10 protein-coding genes are annotated in these 18,687 nt (G+C 43.8%); 1 reads left to right on the top strand and 9 read right to left on the bottom strand.

The genetic code is table 11. The annotated features are described in order from the left end of the window. Nucleotides 1-125: 125 nt before the first annotated feature. The 9 genes from G6053_RS08180 to G6053_RS08140 form a co-directional block, all read right to left on the bottom strand. Nucleotides 126-2,699: a hypothetical protein gene (locus G6053_RS08180; RefSeq protein ID WP_206531893.1), complete on the bottom strand. Its 2,574-nt coding sequence runs from the start codon at nucleotides 2,697-2,699 to the stop codon at nucleotides 126-128. A gap of 159 nt (nucleotides 2,700-2,858) precedes the next feature. Further along, nucleotides 2,859-6,782, bottom strand: a complete 3,924-nt coding sequence (locus tag G6053_RS08175) for an ATP-binding protein (protein WP_165306127.1) — start codon at nucleotides 6,780-6,782, stop codon at nucleotides 2,859-2,861. A gap of 98 nt (nucleotides 6,783-6,880) precedes the next feature. Then, entirely contained in the window at nucleotides 6,881-8,353 is a 1,473-nt protein-coding gene (locus G6053_RS08170) for a tetratricopeptide repeat protein (protein ID WP_165306126.1), read from the bottom strand. A 571-nt stretch (nucleotides 8,354-8,924) separates the two neighbouring features. Further along, nucleotides 8,925-9,956 carry an ACR3 family arsenite efflux transporter gene (gene arsB / locus G6053_RS08165; RefSeq protein WP_165306125.1) on the bottom strand — a complete coding sequence of 344 codons (1,032 nt, stop codon included), beginning with the start codon at nucleotides 9,954-9,956 and terminating at the stop codon, nucleotides 8,925-8,927. Between the two features lie 3 nt (nucleotides 9,957-9,959). Continuing rightward, a complete protein-coding gene (locus tag G6053_RS08160) occupies nucleotides 9,960-10,571 on the bottom strand; it encodes a protein-tyrosine-phosphatase (RefSeq protein ID WP_108632554.1) in 612 nt (203 codons plus the stop codon). 38 nt (nucleotides 10,572-10,609) lie between these two features. Beyond that, complete coding sequence (locus tag G6053_RS08155) at nucleotides 10,610-11,083, bottom strand: DUF6428 family protein (protein ID WP_165306124.1); 474 nt, start codon at nucleotides 11,081-11,083, stop codon at nucleotides 10,610-10,612. 57 nt (nucleotides 11,084-11,140) lie between these two features. Next, entirely contained in the window at nucleotides 11,141-11,470 is a 330-nt protein-coding gene (locus tag G6053_RS08150) for a metalloregulator ArsR/SmtB family transcription factor (protein WP_121126860.1), read from the bottom strand. 284 nt (nucleotides 11,471-11,754) lie between these two features. Then, nucleotides 11,755-13,761, bottom strand: a complete 2,007-nt coding sequence (locus G6053_RS08145) for a BCCT family transporter (protein WP_165306123.1) — start codon at nucleotides 13,759-13,761, stop codon at nucleotides 11,755-11,757. Between the two features lie 46 nt (nucleotides 13,762-13,807). After that, nucleotides 13,808-13,972, bottom strand: coding sequence for a hypothetical protein (locus G6053_RS08140; protein ID WP_181390454.1), 165 nt, complete (start codon nucleotides 13,970-13,972; stop codon nucleotides 13,808-13,810). 454 nt (nucleotides 13,973-14,426) lie between these two features. Here G6053_RS08140 and G6053_RS08135 point away from each other — a divergent pair, with 454 nt between their 5' ends. Continuing rightward, complete coding sequence (locus G6053_RS08135) at nucleotides 14,427-18,533, top strand: two-component regulator propeller domain-containing protein (protein WP_165306122.1); 4,107 nt, start codon at nucleotides 14,427-14,429, stop codon at nucleotides 18,531-18,533. Nucleotides 18,534-18,687 lie beyond the last annotated feature (154 nt).

The following is an 18,687-nucleotide window of genomic DNA, read 5'->3' as shown; positions in this document are numbered from 1 at the left end:
GTTTCTATTTCACGTTATTCCCCTTATAATGGCGCTGCCTGCGGCTACAAATATTCCAGCCGGCTACTACAACCAGATCGTTGATGGCCCGCCAGGTCGTACGACCGCTGCAGTTTATTGTCCGGCTACTCCAGCCATACAGCCCCAATGGATAAAGATTGCCCCTCCATCTGCTGTCCCGATACGATCAGCTTTTCGATATCCATGCTGTCAAACTCCGCGGGAACTGCCGGTTTAAAAAACCGTTCAAGAAAGACGGGATAAGGTGCAGGCAACAAGGCCGTAGGCACGAGCTGTAGATCCGCCAGCTGGATACGAACCGTTGTTTCTGACGAACCAAGCCTAATATCTTTCACATAGGTATAACCATTTTTTGTCACAAAACCTGCTTTGAGTACAGCCCCTTGTCCCGTATACTTTAATAGAAGACAAAGCTGTCTGGCAGCACCTAGTCCCGCAGGCCTTCCCTGCGCCACTGCTTTAATATCCTTTACCCAAAAATATTGAGCTCCGGCATCCTTCGCCCGGAACGTATACGTCCAAACAGGGATCTGTCCCAGCTCCTGCTGTTGCCGCACCGAAGTCATATGAGCCGTTTCGGGGATCGCAAAACTCTCGAAAGAAGATGCCTTGCCAAGCGATTCGAACAATGGAATCCGGGCATGCTGTTCGTACAATCCAACCGTCCAATACCGTTTGACGCTATAATCCCAATCGAGCGGAGCACCGGCACGATTGTCCGGGTAGGTCACTTGTTTCCCACCGACGAATACCGTAGCGGTATATTTCAATTCATTTCCTGATAACCAGGATGCCGGTATTTCTGCTTCATAGGTATCCTGGTCTTTGGCGACCAGTTTGATGTAGGGATTATTATCTTTCCAAAACGAGACCTGATCCGTCTGTAATATGATCGAGTCAGGCTGTTGCTCATATACCAGGCGGAACTGCAATTTTGCCGAGCGGACTTTTTCCAATACTTCCGGTTGCTGATGGATCAAGATCGGCTGCTTCAGCGGTTCGGTCTTCGGTGCATAATAGTCGTCCAGGCGCCCATTTTTCCATATTGAGGATGCAGTCCAGCTCGTATGCAGCTGTAGATCCTTACGTTTTAAGAGATAAACGCCAGGCTGGGCGACAAAGGTCGTTGCATCTACAACAATGGCCTTTGTGGCGTCATGCTGGCCCAAAAGTGGCTGCACCGTAAAGCGCTCGCCCAAATCAGGGATCCGGATAGCGATCTCTTGCGGCCGGTATAAGATATGCACGACCTCACGGTTGAGCGAGGGCTTGGCAAAGGGATCCGCAATTTTTTCGGCATCCGGCATCACTTCCAAACGCCATAGTCCATCTTCCAGACGGTCCAAAAAATAAGCCCCCGAGCCCGCGTAGTTTACAACAGGAGAAGAACCCCGGCCAGCAATATGCTGTAGCTTTTGCGGATGTACCGGCTTGACCTTAGTATCATTGCTATAAAAAAACTTGTCGGGCGCATTCATCAGCGAGAGATCCTGTTCATAACTGACCAGGAAATTGCCAAACGCCGTATTTTGGGGATAGGGCGGAAATTTTTGGTTTCTTGGTATATGATAAGCCACTTCGGCAGCAATCATCGTACTGATCGCTTTTGCAGGAGTGTAGGCCAAATTGAGATAATGTGTCTGATATTCGGTATTATAAGCTGCGATGTCCATTGGATCGTAAGCAAACTGGGTGATCCATTGAAATCCAGCCGAACGGAAGGTACGGCTCATCGCGGGATGCATATAGCTGTAGAGGTTATCCGCAGGATCATACTCATAGACCGCCTTGGCTTTACTGGCAAATCCTTTCAGGTTTGAAAATGGAATGGCATATTGATCGATATAGGGCAGAAAATTGCCTTGGCGTTGCCGCCCGGCCACCAGCCCGACAGGATACCATTGGTAGGTGGTGCCCTGGATATCGGCATTGAAGTAAGCCGAAACATGTTCCATGTTATGGCTTACATTGTAAAAGATCGGCTTTTTATTTCCACTTTTCTTCATCGCCGCAACCATGCGCGCAATGTAGGCCGAGGTGGTCTGCACAGCCCCCATGTGACAAGGTTCATTATTGATCTCGAAGCCAATGACGTACGGATCCTCCAAATAGGACTGACCAGTATAAGGATTGACATGGCGCAGCAATTGTCCGATATACCGCTCCTGAGCAGCTATAGCATCAGGGTGGGCATGCACCTGGCATTTGTCATAGTGGTAGGTGAATGCATCCGTATTTTCATTCCGTTCCGGATAACCGTTACCAAAATTGGTCATGCCCGTAATCAGGATACGGATCCCTTTTTGCTGGAGCTTAAAAAATAAATAGTCCAGCAGGTCCAGGTGCTCATTACTGATCAGGTTTCCATTTTTATCCGAGATTTCAACATCCCAGATATGGATGCGATAAGCATTATATCCCAAACGCGCAAAATGGTAAACATCACGGTCAATGGCCTGCTTATGGTCAATCCCCTTTTCGCGCAGCGCACGGTAAGCATGGGCAAAAGGGACGGTATAGTTGACACCATAAAAGGATGCCTCCGCTTTGGTATCAGACCAACGCATCACACCCTGAGGGTCGACAAATACCGTTGGCACCTTTTTGTTGACCTTAATCTGTGCATAGGATTTAATATACCCCAAAAGAGCAAAGCAGCATAAAATAATTACACGCATGGATTGTATCGATTTATAATTTTCTGGTTATTACTATTGCAAACCTACCAATCCATACGATCTTTTAAAGCTACAAATCGGACAAAGAACAACACAAATTAGACATTTTTCGCTTGTCCAATTTGGATCAAAACCCAAAACAAACTAAATATCAACAACTTACTTAAAACTATCCATATAAGACTTTGGCGGCATACCAAATTCCGACTGAAAGCATTTTGAGAAATACGAAGCATTGGAGAAACCGACCATATACATGACTTCAGCCACGGTAAACTTTTTTTGCTGCAGCAACAGGGCTGCTTTTTTGATGCGGATGCTACGGATATATTCTACCGGTGTATAGCCTGTCAGCTGTTTGATCTTGCGGTAAAGCTGTTTGGCGGCCACATCCGTCAGGTCGCTGAGGCGCTGAACCGAAAACTCAGAATCATCGATATGCTCTTCGATGCGCTGTGTCACCTGTGTCAGGAACTTTTCATCTGGCGATTGCACAGCGAGAGGCTCCGCTGGTTTGCTGATTTCGTCGATACGCAATTGCGTTACGAGTTTTTCTTTTCTGTCCAATAGCTGGAGCAATTGCATCTGGAGGATTTCCAAATCAAAGGGTTTGGTCATATAAGCATCTACTCCGGCCGTCACCCATTCGCGCTGGATCAGGTCATCATGCTGTGCCGTCAGCAGGATGATCGGTATTGTTGCTGTAGCCGTATTTTGGCGAAGCTTTCTGACCATTTCAATTCCACCCATATTGGGCATCATGGCATCCGTGATGACAATATCGGGCATAAAAGTATGTCCATCGATCAAGTGCAGCGCCTGACGGCCGTCCCCTACAATGCTGCAATCATACGTCGTTTGTAAAGCGTTTACCAAGAAATCAGCAAGTTCGGCATTATCTTCGACGATCAGCAGTTTAGGTTTGTCGCCCCGATCACGATTTCCCGCATCTACCTTAGGGTTATCCTCCTTGTACGTATCGTCTATGCGAGCTAGTTTCAAGTGAAGTGTCACTTTGGTTCCCTCCTGATTACTTGCTATCCCGATGTTCCAGCCCAACTGATCACAATAGCTTTTGACCAAGAATAAGCCGACCCCGGTCCCCTGCACCCCACTCACCTCTTTTAAGGAAGAGCGGTAGAATTTGCTAAAAACATAAGGCAGGTCATCCAAAGCGATTCCAATTCCGGTATCCTCCACGACCAATTGCACGTCGGTATCCCTTGCCCGCAGGGAAACATCCACCCTTCCATCCGGCCGATTGTATTTGCAGGCATTCGCAAGCAGGTTATTGACGATCGATCCCAGTTTGGCCACATCCGTTTGTACAAAAAAACTTTCCAAATCACTATCAAATCGAATGGCGACGGTTGTATACTCAGGGAGCTGCTGCCAGTCTTCGGTGATCTGCCTGAGATAAGGCACAAGGTCAATCTGTGATGTAAGCAGTCCCTGCAGCGGTGTTTCCTGCTGCTCCACCCGATCAAAGGTCATGAGTTCCTGAATCAGGTGACTGATTTTTAAGGCATTTCGGTGTACGCCATCCAGCTGTTTCTTTTTATCGCTGTTTTTTGTCTGCCGCATCAGTTGGCTCACGGGCGCCAGGATTAAGCTCAATGGTGTTTTCAGCTCATGTGATATGGCTGCCAGAAAGTCCATTTTCATCTTTGTTAATTCGAGCACCTTCCGTCGCTCCCGCCGCTCCCATTTCAAGGTATTGCGCACCCGGAAAAAATTGACGATCCAAAACAACAGGCAGACTGCGATAAGCATATAAACGCCCTTAGCCCAATATGAGGCATACCAAGGATAGCGAATCCGGATATGATAGGTATAAATTTCAGAAACAACATGGCCAGCAATATCCACTTTCGCCAACTGTAAATCATAGCTACCCGAATTTAAATTGGATAGCAGCACCTTATTATCGCCACGTTCCATGGGGATCCAGGTTTCGTTTTGACCTTTAAAGGCATAGGCCAGGCGATAGCCGGGATGATTTCCGTAGTCCAAGTCCGAAAATTCAAGCCTAAGGTTGTTCTGATCGTGATCCAACGTAATTTCATTGCGGTAACGTAAGCCATAGCCATAATTACCGAAAAGTTCATTGTTGATATACATTGCAGTAAGTACGATCTTTTTTGATCGCCCGATACCTTCAGGCTCCTTTTGGGCAGGCAGCAACACCACTTCATCAATTCCACCGAGCACCACCTCAGCCCTTTCGGCATCGTAATACATGGACGAAATCCGTTGTCCATAGCGCAGCAGTTCGGCTTTGAGGCTTTTCTTATTGATCTGCCAGACCCCAGCATTTGTGGCCACCCAAATAGCGTCATCCACTTCGACCATGGCTGTGACCTCGCCCCTACCAACAGGGTCAAAGCGAATCCGTTTACTTTTCCCTTCTGCGCCGATCTGTCTTAGCTCGCCGTGCTCACCTATCCATAGCGTGTGCTGCTTATCTTTCAGCATAAAGGTCGCCCGCGTAAAGGACTGTCCGGCATTATCTTTCAATTCACTTATCTTGCCGGTGCCCCTATCAATGCTACTGATACCCTTATTATAAAATAAGGCCAGCATCTTGCCCCGGCCATTGTCGACGATCTGGTTGGCAAAATCTTCCAAAAGCCCGTCCGCTTTACTAAAATTCTTGCTTGCCGTGATTGGCCCCTTTGTTTCCAATAGCGTATTGCGGTTGACGACAAATATCCCCCCCATGTAGGAGGCAATCCACAGATTATCCGCCTCATCTTCCAGAATATCGTACGCCCACTTTGCATTTCTTCGCCCACTGGCGTCTAAGATCGTAAAGTTTCTGAATTGCTGGCTATGGGCATCAAAAACATTTACTCCGCCATCAGAAGCAATCCACACCAAACCGCTACGATCCTCATAAATATCCCGAATACGATTATGGGTCAGACGATAGTCCTTGGCATCCATGCGATACCAAAAGCTTTCCGAAGCGCGGCCGCCCAATCCATGGCTACGGATCAAGCCATTATCCCCGCCCAGCCAGTACCATCCCTTGCGGTCCTTTGAAATTTTGTAAAAACGGTTGCCGTCACTGCTTGACGTCAATTGGTAGATGGGTAATATTTTTTCCACCTTACGGTTTGACCATAAGGAAAAGCCGAGATCGGTGCCCAGCCAGATATTTTCCGATCGGTCTTTAAAGATACTCCATACTATATTGTTGGCCAGTGAGTTTCTATTGCGCGAATCATGTTTAATCCGCGTGACCAACTGCCGATCCAGCTGATAGCTAAACAGACCATCATCCGTCCCCACGAGTAAAGTGCTTTTGTCCTTGGAGGCCATTGCCTTGATCGGATGATTCTGAAGCACCGGGGTCTTTCGGAGCGTAGAGGAGCTATTTTCATACAGATACAGGCCGTATTCGGTCCCGATAAAAGTTTTGGTAGACCCCTTGATGGTAAATATCGAATTCACAAATTGATTGCTTCCCGGTCTATAATCAGGGAGTACCAACGGCAATGCCTCTTTTTTGGCAGGGTTCAATTCAAAGAGCCCATTATACGTACCGATTAAGAGCCTATCCCCGACCTGATCGAGGGCATAAACAGCAGTTTTGATCTTATTTTTAGCGACAGATTTGCCATAATCCACAAGCTGCCGCGTCGCGATATCATAGCAGTATAAACCAGCGATCGAACCTATCCACAATTTATCACCCGCGCGTAGTAAAGCCCTGACATCCGAAGGCCCACCTGCCGGAAAAGATTCAAAGCGATCTTGCTGATAATTGTAAAGCAGCACACCTTGTCCGGTACCCAGCGCAAAGCGCTTGTCGTCTATCAGCGCAATACAGTAGACAAAGGTCTGAAAAGGAGATTTGGCCCCGGTGAGCGCCTGTAAAGAATAGCCATCGTAATTAAAAAGACCATTATTACTGCCCAGCCAGAGCATTCCCAAACTATCCTGCGCAAAGGAATGCACCGTATTTGCATTCGTTCCCAACGAAATATTCCGAAAAGAAGGCTGATCCAGTGATTGCCCAAGGAGGGAGCTACTGATCAACGAACTGACAAATAAACAATAGAAATAAAAAGAATGCATGATATACGCGCTATACTACAAACTTAATTAATTCCCCATCGTTTTCAATTATTTCCTACATTTCCGCTACAATAAGATTCCTCAGGCTGTTATCAAACTCAACATTCTCCCTTCTCTGCCAACCCACGCATCCAGGTATTGAAATCTGCATCCGAAGGAATTTCAAGCTTCTTGCGCAACCTGTTCTTGCGAACCTGTACAGCCCGGATCGTGACAAAGGTATATTCCGCGATGTTCTTTGTCGAAAAATTAAGAAAAGCCATGGCACAAAACTCCAGTTCCGTCGTTCTGATATTGGGGTCAAGGGTTTTCAGGGCCTGGATAAACTGCGGGTAGAGTTCAGCAAATAATGTCAGGAATTCCGGATTATTACTTTTGGCCAGGTCGATCAGATTATTGAACTTGTTTTCGCCGATCTGCTCTGTAAGCTCCTTGTTGAGGGTTTCTGTTTCCTGTAGCGCCTCTTCCTTTTGTCCCAACAGCTTACGGTTGTGCCTTACGCGCCATACAAAAAATGTAACGGCAATAATAAGCACTATCAGGATGATTATTGAAATCCTAAGAGATTTCGATACCTTGGTATCAGATTCCTCGTCTTTTAATTTCAAAATCTGATTGAGCACCTGATCAACGACCTGTCTATTTTCCCTTTCCAAAGAATCGTTGAGCCGGCTAAAGGCCATTTCGTATTCATCGGCTTTAGTTTTGTCTAAGTTGCCCTCTCGATAACAATCAGCTAACTGCCTATAGGAATTTTTAATTCCATTTCTGATACCGATCTTTCTTTTATTTTCTAGACTCTTTTCATAAAAAACCGCTGCTTGTTTATAATTTCCTTTCGCTAGTTCCAAATTCCCAGAAAGTTGCATTGTATTAAACAATACGGGAATTTTATATTTTTCCACGAGCGCTATGGCTTTATCCAGGTATCGTTGCGCGTTCGAGAAATCACGTTTGTTAAGATATAACTGTCCCAAATTATCATAAACGATCAAATAACGCATTGGTTCTTTTTTTTCATCAAAATCTCGCAAGTTTTCCAATTGAAGAAGGCTATATTTTTCCACGGAGTCGAGTTGTTTCAAATGATCGAAAACAACACTTAAATTTTCATAGGTAAACTGATAGGATAGTTTTTGTTTCAGGCCCGTTAGATTCTTGATTAAGCCCAACTGTAAACGAAATTCCCGTACGGCTTGCTGATACAACATTAGCCCGCCGTAAGCTCTTCCCAACACCCGATGTACTTCGGATTGCATAAGTATTTTCTCCTTATAATGGTTCGTACTCTTAATAAGTTCAAGATGCTTGAGTCCCTCTTTGAAAAGTCCCAGATTTACAAGCCCTTCTGCTATATAAAAGCGCGACTTTGCCTTTCCGTCATCATAGTTAGCTGCGTTAGATAAATTAAGCGCTTCTATTGCAGTTTCCAGATGCGGTAACAATTGGCCTGCATCAATTAATTCTTTTGTTTTTTTCAAAAGTGAATCAACCTCTTGCTTTTTACTATCGTTAGCAAATGTTTTAAGCGTCAACAGGCATAAAATAAATAATAAAAATTGTCTTTTCATCGTATTATTAGGTCATCATTTAATTTAAAGGTAGATATCGCTAAATTCCAGGGCTAAATTAGCGTTTTTTTTCAGACAATACTTTCGTTTTTCAATAAAAAAAACGTGCTTTTCCGGCCATTTTTATTTTTCATTGTGTGTTGTTTGTCTCAACAACTACAAAATTGTGGTTTAATCATATAGAAATCAGCAATACACATATTTATCACAAATATATCTCTTATTTTCCAACAGATAGTAAACAATATCACTTTCTGGCCGGAGATCACTTCGGACTAGATTTGAGAACTAAAAAACGAGTTCGAATCCATCTTCGATGTTAGTATTACAAAAAGAGCTAGATCAAAGCGTCGGTTAAAACCATACCTTTACTGATCCCTGATTTAAGTTCCTGATAATAACCTTCAGCCTGTAGACTACTGGATAGCTCGTGATTTACTACTCGGTAGACGGATACGCGCACAATAGTTTAACCTATTCTGCAAGTACTGATAGTCGTCGGAATATGGCAGCTGCCGAGCTGTTCGACACCGTTGTTCTGCTTACAACAATTTTTGCTCCGGTTACAGGATCAACTATAATACCTATTCTTTAACCATAAACTTGCCCTTACCAATAATATCAGGACAGGCACTTCCACCAGCGGACCGATAACCCCTACAAAAGCCTGCGGAGAGTGTATTCCGAATACAGCTATAGCAACTGCAATGGCCAGTTCAAAATTATTTCCCGTTGCAGTAAAGGCAATAGAAGCATTCTTTTCATAAGGAACATTCATCGATCGATTGATAAAAAAGCTGAGAAAAAACATGGATACAAAATAGATCACCAAGGGGATAGCCACTTTAACAACGTCCATAGGTAGTTCCAATATTTTACCACCTTTGAGACTGAACATCAACACGATGGTAAAGAGTAATGCATATAACGTGACAGGTGAAACCTTGGGTATAAACTTCCTGTTGAACCATTCTTTTCCATGTATACTGATCAGTATATATCGGCTTACAAATCCAGCCAAAAAGGGAATTCCAAGATAGATCAGAACACTTTGCGTCACATCCTTTATCGATACACTTACGTCGAAATCAGCCAACCCCAACTTACTGGGCAGGATATTGATAAACAACCAGACCATAAAGCTGTAGGTGAAAACCTGAAAGATACTGTTCAGCGCTATTAGCAGGGCCGCATATTCCCTGTTCCCCTTTGCCAGGTCATTCCAGACAATCACCATAGCGATGCACCTTGCCAGTCCGATAAGGATCAATCCGACCATATAGTCAGGCTCATTCCGTAAAAAAATAACCGCCAGTGCAAACATAAGGACTGGGCCGATGACCCAGTTAAGTAAAAGTGAAATGCCAATAGCCTTTTTATCCTTCACCGCTAAAGGGAGAATCGAGTAGTCCACCTTTGCAAGTGGCGGGTACATCATCAGGATCAATCCGATTGCCAGCGGAATATTGGTTGTCCCAACGGAAAGGGAGTTCGTAACATGAGCTATTCCGGGGAAATAATGACCTATCCCAACGCCGATTGCCATAGCAAGAAATATCCATAGGGTAAGATAGCGGTCAAGAAATTTTAGTTTTGGCTGCATAGGTTACTTTTTGATCTGTGAAAAGACGTAGAACATCTCGCGGGCAATCTCCAGGCTCCGTTGCCGGTAAACTGCTGTCTGTTCGGGCGTACCATCCGAAATCTTTGGATCTTCATATTTTATAGAAAATCTTGCCTCGGCACCCATCACCAGGGGGCACCCTTCATCGGCATTACTGCATGTCATGATAGCTCCAAATCCGCTCGCCGGATTGAACCTGTTGTCGTAAACTTTTGAAAAGCACATGATCGGCGGTTCATTTAAGGCATACTTAACAGCATAGACAGGATTGCTGCCCTCTGCCAATTGGAGGATCTCAAAACCCTGGCTGGCGAGTGTTTCTGCGACCTTCGGGAACATCGCCGTGGCTTCCGTTCCGCCAGAATAGCAGAACAGATCTTTCAATCCAAAATGGTAGGCCATGGTTTGTGCCCATACCTGCGAGAGGTGGCTCCTGCGGCTATTGTGGGTACAGATGAAATTTAAACGGATACGTTCCCCATTGTCCACTTTCTCATTTAAATAGGCTATTAAGGGTTGTAGGCATATCTTCCTTTCCGCTGGCACATTTTCAGCCGAAAATCCTCCTATTGTTTTTAGTATGTTATCGTTCATGTTTTCTCGACTTAATTTTTTCTTTTGTACCGCGATTTTTAGCAACAGCCACTTCCGGGGGTACATGAAGAACCGGGATTGACACCGAGCTGTACGAGGTTTATCTTTTGTTTTTCAGCAGGGATCCCACAGGCATCCTGCGCCAGGCATGTCGTGGTCTTATTTTTCAGCACAAATGTCTTTCCGTCAAAGCCGAGGTCATATTTGCCGATCGTACCACTTTGGTATTCTACCTCGATGTCACCGTCTTCAAGCCCCAGCTTTTCTTCCGAAAGTTTGATGATATTTAATAGTTTTCCGGGTTTTAGACGATGTTCATAATCGTCCGCATTCCATAGCTGAAAATTGACAGACTTTTCTTTACGGATCACTCCGCCACAGTCAATGAAGTTTTTGGTGATCTGACCAACTTCGGTTACGTGGAAGTACTCCGGTACAAATGTACCATCTTCCAGCTTAAACGCTACATTTTCTAATCCCTGTAGGATTTCCTTGATTTCTGATAGTTTCATGATCCTATAATTAAATGTTATATTGCTATTTTACGATGATATTATAAAAAAAAATGGCTAACAGCATTTCCTGGCGCAGACATCCTGGTCAAAGAACAAATTGAACTGCTTTTGAAATTCTTTCCAGATTTTTTCGTCAATGCAATAACAGACGGACTTTCCTTCAATCGTTCCCTGAATGACGCCAATATTTTTAAGTTCTTTTAAGTGCTGGGAGATCGTTGCCTGGGCAAGCCCCAACTCCTCAACCAAGTCATTACAGATACAGGTTTTCTGATCGATAATATACTGGAGGATGGCAATTCTTGCAGGATGACCAAGTATTTTAAGCATCGAGCCCAGCTTGTTGTGTTCTGCACTGTATATTTCTGTCCTTGTTATTCCCATTACAATTTTATCATATCGCAATATTACGATATATATTTCTAATGTGCAAATATTTATTACAAAAATCTTCATCCTTTTTCCCCAAGAAAAAATGATCCTCAACCTTGTCTTCAAGTAATAGAACTAACCTATGATCTGATGTAATCATTTTAATTTCTATTCCATGGAAAAAGCAAGCGATTTGCGACCTCTTGTCCTTGCGAACATTAAAAACGAAATTTTGGCTTGCCTTATTGGCGCCATGACCATGATCCCTTATCCTTTACCAGTGCGCTTTTGGACCTTCATCTTAAATTTTTATTTGCATTGCTGCTGATAAACATTTCATTCTTCTCTTCGGAAATAATTTCCAAAAAGCGTTCATAGTGTTTGAGCACATCACTGATCAGCTCATTCTTGGTAAAATACTGCACATCATATCCCTCACGGGCATCTCCAAAATAAGATTTTGGGAAATAAGTTTTCTTGTCTTCGAGATCGGGTAGATTATCCTCTTCCATGACATAATCCGAAACTACTTTTACCTGGTTCTTTACACCATATATAAAGTTATTGACCACATCGTAGCGGATTTCAATTTCAATAGTGCCCGGACTATCTACTTTTTTGATCTTCGCTTCGATCCCATTCTGTTTAAATTCTGACTGAAGTTCTTCGAATGCTAGCTTTACCGTCGTATCGATAAATTGATCAACAGATGCACTGCTTTTGAACGAAATGATCTGTTTTAAGCGGTCCTTCCAAAATTCTCCCGACCAAGGGACAGTGCTTACCGAAAAATCCCGATCATAATAGCTGCGGTCTATAACAAGAGCTTTGACCAAGCTGACACAGAAAAGTAGCATAATCATAGAAAATGGTAAAGCTGTAATAAGCGTCATGGTCTGCAAGGCCTGCAAGCCCCCGGTATTTAGTAGCATCAGGGCCAGGATAGCCAGTAGCGCTCCCCAAAAAACCATCTGCCATTTGGGCGATCTGGCTGCATTCTTGGTCGCGATACTGTTCATCACGAGTATTCCTGAATCTGCAGAGGTTACAAAAAATATGACGATGATCAGAATGACCAGGTAACTAACCAGCTCAGAGAGTGGCAGAAAATCCAAAAACTTGAACATCAATGCATCGGGATTATCTGCCAAAGCACTCAAAGCACCCTTTGCAATGTTGATGTCAAACCAGATTGCACTATTGCCAAAAACAGACATCCATATGAAATTAAATAAAGTCGGGATAATCAGCACGGCAGCGACAAATTCGCGAATGGTACGCCCTTTTGAAATTTTAGCAATAAACAGGCCCACATAGGGTGACCAGGATATCCACCAGGCCCAATAGAGAATCGTCCAATTGTAAAACCAGGGTAAGGTGGCCTCGTCATAAACATGTGTATCGAAAGTCAGACCGAAAAAATTGTTGATATAATTTCCGATCCCCTCTGTAAAACTTCCGATAAGATAAACAGTCGGCCCGAGAAAGAGCACAAACAACAAAAGCACGACCACTGCGATGACATTGACGCTACTCAATAGCTTTACGCCTTTATCCACCCCTGAAGTTGCGGATATAATTGAGAGCAGGGTCAAGATCCCCACAATAATGATCTGGTAGGTAAAACTGCTCTCGGCCACAATTCCCAAGGTCTGTAAGCCTGCATTCACCTGTACCACGCCAAATCCTAAGGTCGTGGTAATACCAAAGAAAGTACTGCACAGCGCAAATACATCAATGGCATTGCCCATTTTTCCATTGATCTTGTTCTTTAAGAGCGGATAAAAACAGCTGCGAAGTGAAAGCGGCAGTCGATAGCGGTAGGCAAAGTATGATAAAGCCAATCCTACCACGCCATAAATAGCCCAGGCATGGATACCCCAGTGAAAGAACGTATACAGCTGTGCATTTTTAGCGCGATTAATATAGTGATTTGCTGCAAAGACATCGGTCGAATAATGCTGCATGGGCTCGGCTACACTAAAATACATTAATCCGATACCCATACCCGCTGCGAATAGCATTGAAATCCAGGAGAAGAACGAGTATTCCGGTTTACTATCGTTGCTACCCAGCTTCGTCTTTCCAAATTTGCTAAACATCAGATAGACCAGAAAGATAACAAACAGCGTCACAGCCCAGACGTAGACCCAATTGAGGTTAACAAAAATAAATTCCTTGACCGTATCTAACAGACGTACAGTCAACGTAGGAAGAAACACAGATAACAGGCATACCCCTATGATAAAGATCAAGCTAGGGATAACAATACCTTTATTAAAAGTCGATTTGGAAAAGATCACTCGATTTTATTTTATATAAATGAGAAAGCGTAGATCCAAGGTTGATCTACGCTGTTAAATTACTTCTATGAATTACTCCGGACCATGAACCTACCAAATAAATAAGTAAAGCAGAAAGTACGGCAGTAATAATACGAGGAGCCCAAGCAATGGCTGAGGAGATAAATCTATCCCAATGTTGTTGGACTTCGTTTAATTCTAAGTTGTTCATAAGCACGAATTTTATTAAAAATGTAAGGCAAAGGAATTAATATCGTTAAATTTTAATTTTATTTCAAATAAAAAGTACTTTATTTACATTTTTAACAATTGGAAAACCCGATTGTTCACAAAAAAATGAAATTCATGATGGTATTATCCGCTCTTATGCTGACTCAGAATTCTTATAATATTGTTGTGCGACATTTGTAGACAGATACCTTAGCGAATAAACAAAGCCGGTCTTTGTTTAACAGAAGTTCAGCCTTTGGACAATAATGCTTAATCAATCCCCTACCGGTACGCCGCGTGATCGCCTCTTGCAGATCCTCCTCACGGTAGTCATGTTTGCTTCCCGAATAAATGGGCTTGAGATAAAATTAACTTAAAGTTTTTTCGGCACAAAATAAATAGTAATTTCAGCCCTACAACCGATTATTCGAAATTGCGTGGATAAAATCAATATAATGCAGCGATGTTTATGTTTTCTGATAGCTTGTCTGATCACCATACAACTAACTGCACAAACCATACCCATTGCTCGTTTCAGCCATTTGACCACAGCAGAGGGCCTATCACAAAGCACCGTCACCTGCATCCTAAAAGATAAATATGGCTTTATGTGGTTTGGTACCATGGATGGCCTCAATAAATATGACGGTTACCAGTTTAAAATCTATAGAACCAAACAAAACAATAAGAAAAGTCTTCCTAACAACCAGATAAAATCACTGTACGAAGACCCACATGGCGAACTTTGGATCGGGACAATGGGTGGCGGCTTGGCCCGTTATGATCGGGACAATGATTCTTTTGAGCATGTCGTAAAACCCCAAATCGGAAATAACAGCATTGATGTGAGCGTCAATGCCATTCTGGAAGATAGCAAAGGAAACTTTTGGGTAGGGACTTATGCCGATCTCTATTCAATGGATAAAAAGACAGGCCATCTGACCCGCTACCAGTTCAGAGATACCAAGGGGCGTGCTATCACAGCTGTTGTTACTTCCATATTTGAAGATGACAGGCGAAATCTATGGGTAGGAACGGAAAACGGCCTTATCCTGTTGAACAAAGAAACCCAGCGCAGCACTTATTTCACTTCTACAGGCGCCCGGGGCGCACTGAGCAATAACAAGATCAATGTAATAACACAGGATGGAGACGGGTATTTATGGGTAGGGACGTATGGTGGCTTGAACCGGTTTGATTACCGTACCAATACATTTACCACTTACAGAAAAGAACAAGGCAACAGCAAAGCAATAAGCAATAATGTTGTGCTTTCAATCGTTCCCGGCGGTGAGCATAAACTCTGGGTAGGCACCGAAGAAGCATTAGAATTATTCGATTGCCAAACCGGACATTTCACACATTATCAGAACAATTTCGCCGACGAGGAAAGCCTGAACCATAATTCGATATACGCGCTTTTATTGGACAAGGAAGGGATCCTATGGATAGGAACATTTGCCGGAGGGATCAATAAATATGACCTGAATCATACTTATTTCCAGGTTTTTAAAAATTTTCACGTCACATCAGGTCAGAGTACAAGCACCATTACTTCATTTGCCGAACAAGCTGACGGAGATATATGGGTGGGTTCGGATGGCGGATCACTCAATCTTTGGAAACGGGCAACAAATGAATTTATCCACTGGGATCCCAATGATAAAATGGGATTAAATTCATTCTCGGTACTCTCTTTACTGACGACAAGAGATAGAAAAAGTCTATGGATCGGAACCTATGAACGCGGGCTTAAAAGACTGGACCTGAGCACAGGTACATTTAGCCATTTCTATAGTGGTAAGGGACCGCTCCAGTTGAGCAACAATACGATTTATGCGCTGACAGAAGATCGACAGGGTAATATTTGGCTTGGAACCAATGGCGGCGGAGTCAACATTATACAGAAAAATACACCGGAGATCAGGAAACATCGAGCCGATGGACAGGCCCATGCACTAAACAACAACTATATTCGGGCATTTTATGAAGATGACAATGGCGATATGTGGATCGCAACCTATGGCGGTGGCATCAATATCTATCATCCGGCGGACAACCGTTTCACCTGTTACAACAGAGCAAACAGTAATCTCCAGAGTGATATCATCAATACCATTTATGGCGATTCTGACCGCAACATCTGGATCGGTACGATTGACGGGGGCTTACACCGTTTTGATAGACAGCGCAAGACATTTGTCAATTATCGTGAAGAACAGGGCCTGCCCAGCAATGTGATCAACAGTATTGTTGAAGACAATAATAGACAGTTATGGATCAGCACGAACAATGGGGTAAGCCAGTACAGTCTGGATCAGCATACTTTTTCAAACTATAACCGCTATAATGGATTACAAGGAAAAGAATTCCTCGCAGGCGCAGATCTCAAAACGAGCAAAGGGGAAATTCTGTTTGGTGGCAACAACGGATTTAATGTTCTTCATATGGCTAATATCCGGCGAAATGTACATGCTCCTCCGGTCATATTTACCGATTTCCAGCTATTTAACAGACCTGTTGTGATAGGAGCCGAAAACTCTCCACTGACGCGCAATATCAACGAGACCGACGAACTGGCGCTGGACTATGATCAAACTGTATTCACCATTGAATTTGCGGCGCTCGGGTACACCATTCCCGAACAGAATCAATATGCTTATCTACTGGAAGGGTTTGACAAAGAGTGGAACTATGTAGGCAATAACCGAAGAGCTACGTACACCAATCTGGATGCAGGCACATACACGTTTAAAGTAAGGGCCGCCAACAGCGACGGGATATGGAACTCCAAGGAGGCGATATTGAAAATTGTCGTTGCTCCCCCTTTTTGGCGGACCGCCTGGGCATATTGCCTATATGGGCTGATCACCGCTGTTATACTCTACCTGCTTTTTCTGGAAATAAAATCAAGGGAAAAGCTCAAAAATGATGTGCTTTTAGAGCGATTAGCCGCGAAGAAGAATGAAGAGATCAATGCGATAAAGGTCAATTTCTTTACCAATATCTCACATGAATTACGCACTCCCCTTTCATTGATCCTGGATCCGCTTCGAAAAATCATCCATCAGGACATCAGCATGGATCAGGTGAAGACCTACAGCAGGCTCGTGTACAAAAATGCAGACCGCTTGCTCAACCTGGTCAATCAGCTCCTGGATTTTAGACGGCTGGAAAATGGGGCTGCGTCATTCAAAGCGCATACCGTAAACGTGGTCGAATTGATCAACGAAATATGCGAAGCTTTTAAAGAACGTGCCCAGGTACGGGAGATAGACTTTTCTATCCGCTATGCCAGCCCTGTCATACGGCTTTCCATTGATGAAGATAAGTTTGAAAAAATTCTTTCCAATCTGCTCTCCAATGCATTTAAGTTTACACCAAACGGAGGAAAGATCGACGTAGTGGTAGAACGAAGTGAAACTGTCGTCGAAATCCACGTCATCGATAATGGCATTGGAATTCCGGAATCGGACAGGGAACGTATTTTTGAAATATTCTACAAAGTAGATGGGGTACATCCTTATGAAAACAAATCATCCGGCATCGGTCTGGCTTTGACCAAGGAGCTTGTCGAATTGCATGGCGGAAAAATAACGGTTCAGAGTGAAGTCGGCCGGGGTTCGGACTTTACCGTCCATCTAGCTACCCAAGGCACGATATTGCAGGATAAGGACGATGCTTTTGTCGCGCGGTATGAAGAATTGCTGTCGCCCCTGTTCGGTCAGGAAACAGAACAGATACAGGCTATCGAAACAGATACTCATCTGAAAGAAGACCGGCCGATCGTGCTGTTGATTGAGGATAATCCCGACCTACAGGCCTATATCCGGCATGAGCTGTCGGCATATTTTGAAATTCTGAGCGCCACCAATGGACTTGACGGTCTGGAACTCGCCAGACAGTCTGTTCCTGACCTGGTAGTCAGCGATATTATGATGCCCAAAATGAATGGTCTGCAGGTCTGTCAGGAACTCAAAGCAGATGAACGCACCAGCCACATTCCAATTGTTTTACTGACGGCCAAGCAAACCGACGACAATAAGATCGAAGGTTATACACATGGTGCGGATGCCTATATTCCAAAACCCTTCGCAATGGATCTATTAATTGCACGCATCACTAACCTGCTCCTCTCAAGAAGAAAATTACGGGAGCTATTTGACAATGCAAACAAGCACGATACATCCGGCAAATTACCGGAGCTGAACAGCCTTGGCGCGATCGACCGTGACTTTTTGCAGAAAGTAGAACATCTGGTGGAAGAAAACCTGAACAATAAAGAATTTAATATTGAGCTGTTAGCTGAGCTGCTGCATATGAGCAGACGTCAGCTATACCGCAAGATAAAAGCCCTGACAAATCAGGGCGTACAGGAATACATAGTGAGCATCAGTCTCAAACATGCGCGCAATATGCTCCTCACAGGCAACTATACCATTGCCGAAATCGCTTATTTGGTCGGTTTCTCAGAACCCTCAAATTTTAGCAGGTCATTTTCCAAATATTTTGGGATGAGTCCCAAAAACTACCTTGAATGGGCTGAAAAGCAAAATAATTAGCTTTTTGGCATTCGCTGATATGCTTTTGGCACGCAGTGATAATTACATTTTTCACATTTAAGTCTAATATTGCCTATTGACAGTCTGGCGTCCGGTCGGGCAGCTTAAGGCATAACTAATTATAGTGTGAATGGGAAAAAAACGTAAACAGTAT

It is taken from the genome of Sphingobacterium sp. DR205, from assembly GCF_011064245.1.
In the GTDB taxonomy this organism is placed as follows: domain Bacteria; phylum Bacteroidota; class Bacteroidia; order Sphingobacteriales; family Sphingobacteriaceae; genus Sphingobacterium; species Sphingobacterium athyrii.
Note: the sequence above shows the minus strand (reverse complement) of the source record. Positions and strands in the feature narration are given on the sequence as shown.

Bases quoted from the DNA above. Each gene is read 5' to 3' on its own strand.
- G6053_RS08180 (WP_206531893.1), bottom strand. From the start codon at position 2,699: ATGCGTGTAATTATTTTATGCTGCTTTGCTCTTTTGGGGTATATTAAA.
- G6053_RS08175 (WP_165306127.1), bottom strand. From the start codon at position 6,782: ATGCATTCTTTTTATTTCTATTGTTTATTTGTCAGTTCGTTGATCAGT.
- G6053_RS08170 (WP_165306126.1), bottom strand. From the start codon at position 8,353: ATGAAAAGACAATTTTTATTATTTATTTTATGCCTGTTGACGCTTAAA.
- arsB (WP_165306125.1), bottom strand. From the start codon at position 9,956: ATGCAGCCAAAACTAAAATTTCTTGACCGCTATCTTACCCTATGGATA.
- G6053_RS08160 (WP_108632554.1), bottom strand. From the start codon at position 10,571: ATGAACGATAACATACTAAAAACAATAGGAGGATTTTCGGCTGAAAAT.
- G6053_RS08155 (WP_165306124.1), bottom strand. From the start codon at position 11,083: ATGAAACTATCAGAAATCAAGGAAATCCTACAGGGATTAGAAAATGTA.
- G6053_RS08150 (WP_121126860.1), bottom strand. From the start codon at position 11,470: ATGGGAATAACAAGGACAGAAATATACAGTGCAGAACACAACAAGCTG.
- G6053_RS08140 (WP_181390454.1), bottom strand. From the start codon at position 13,972: ATGAACAACTTAGAATTAAACGAAGTCCAACAACATTGGGATAGATTT.
- G6053_RS08135 (WP_165306122.1), top strand. From the start codon at position 14,427: ATGCAGCGATGTTTATGTTTTCTGATAGCTTGTCTGATCACCATACAA.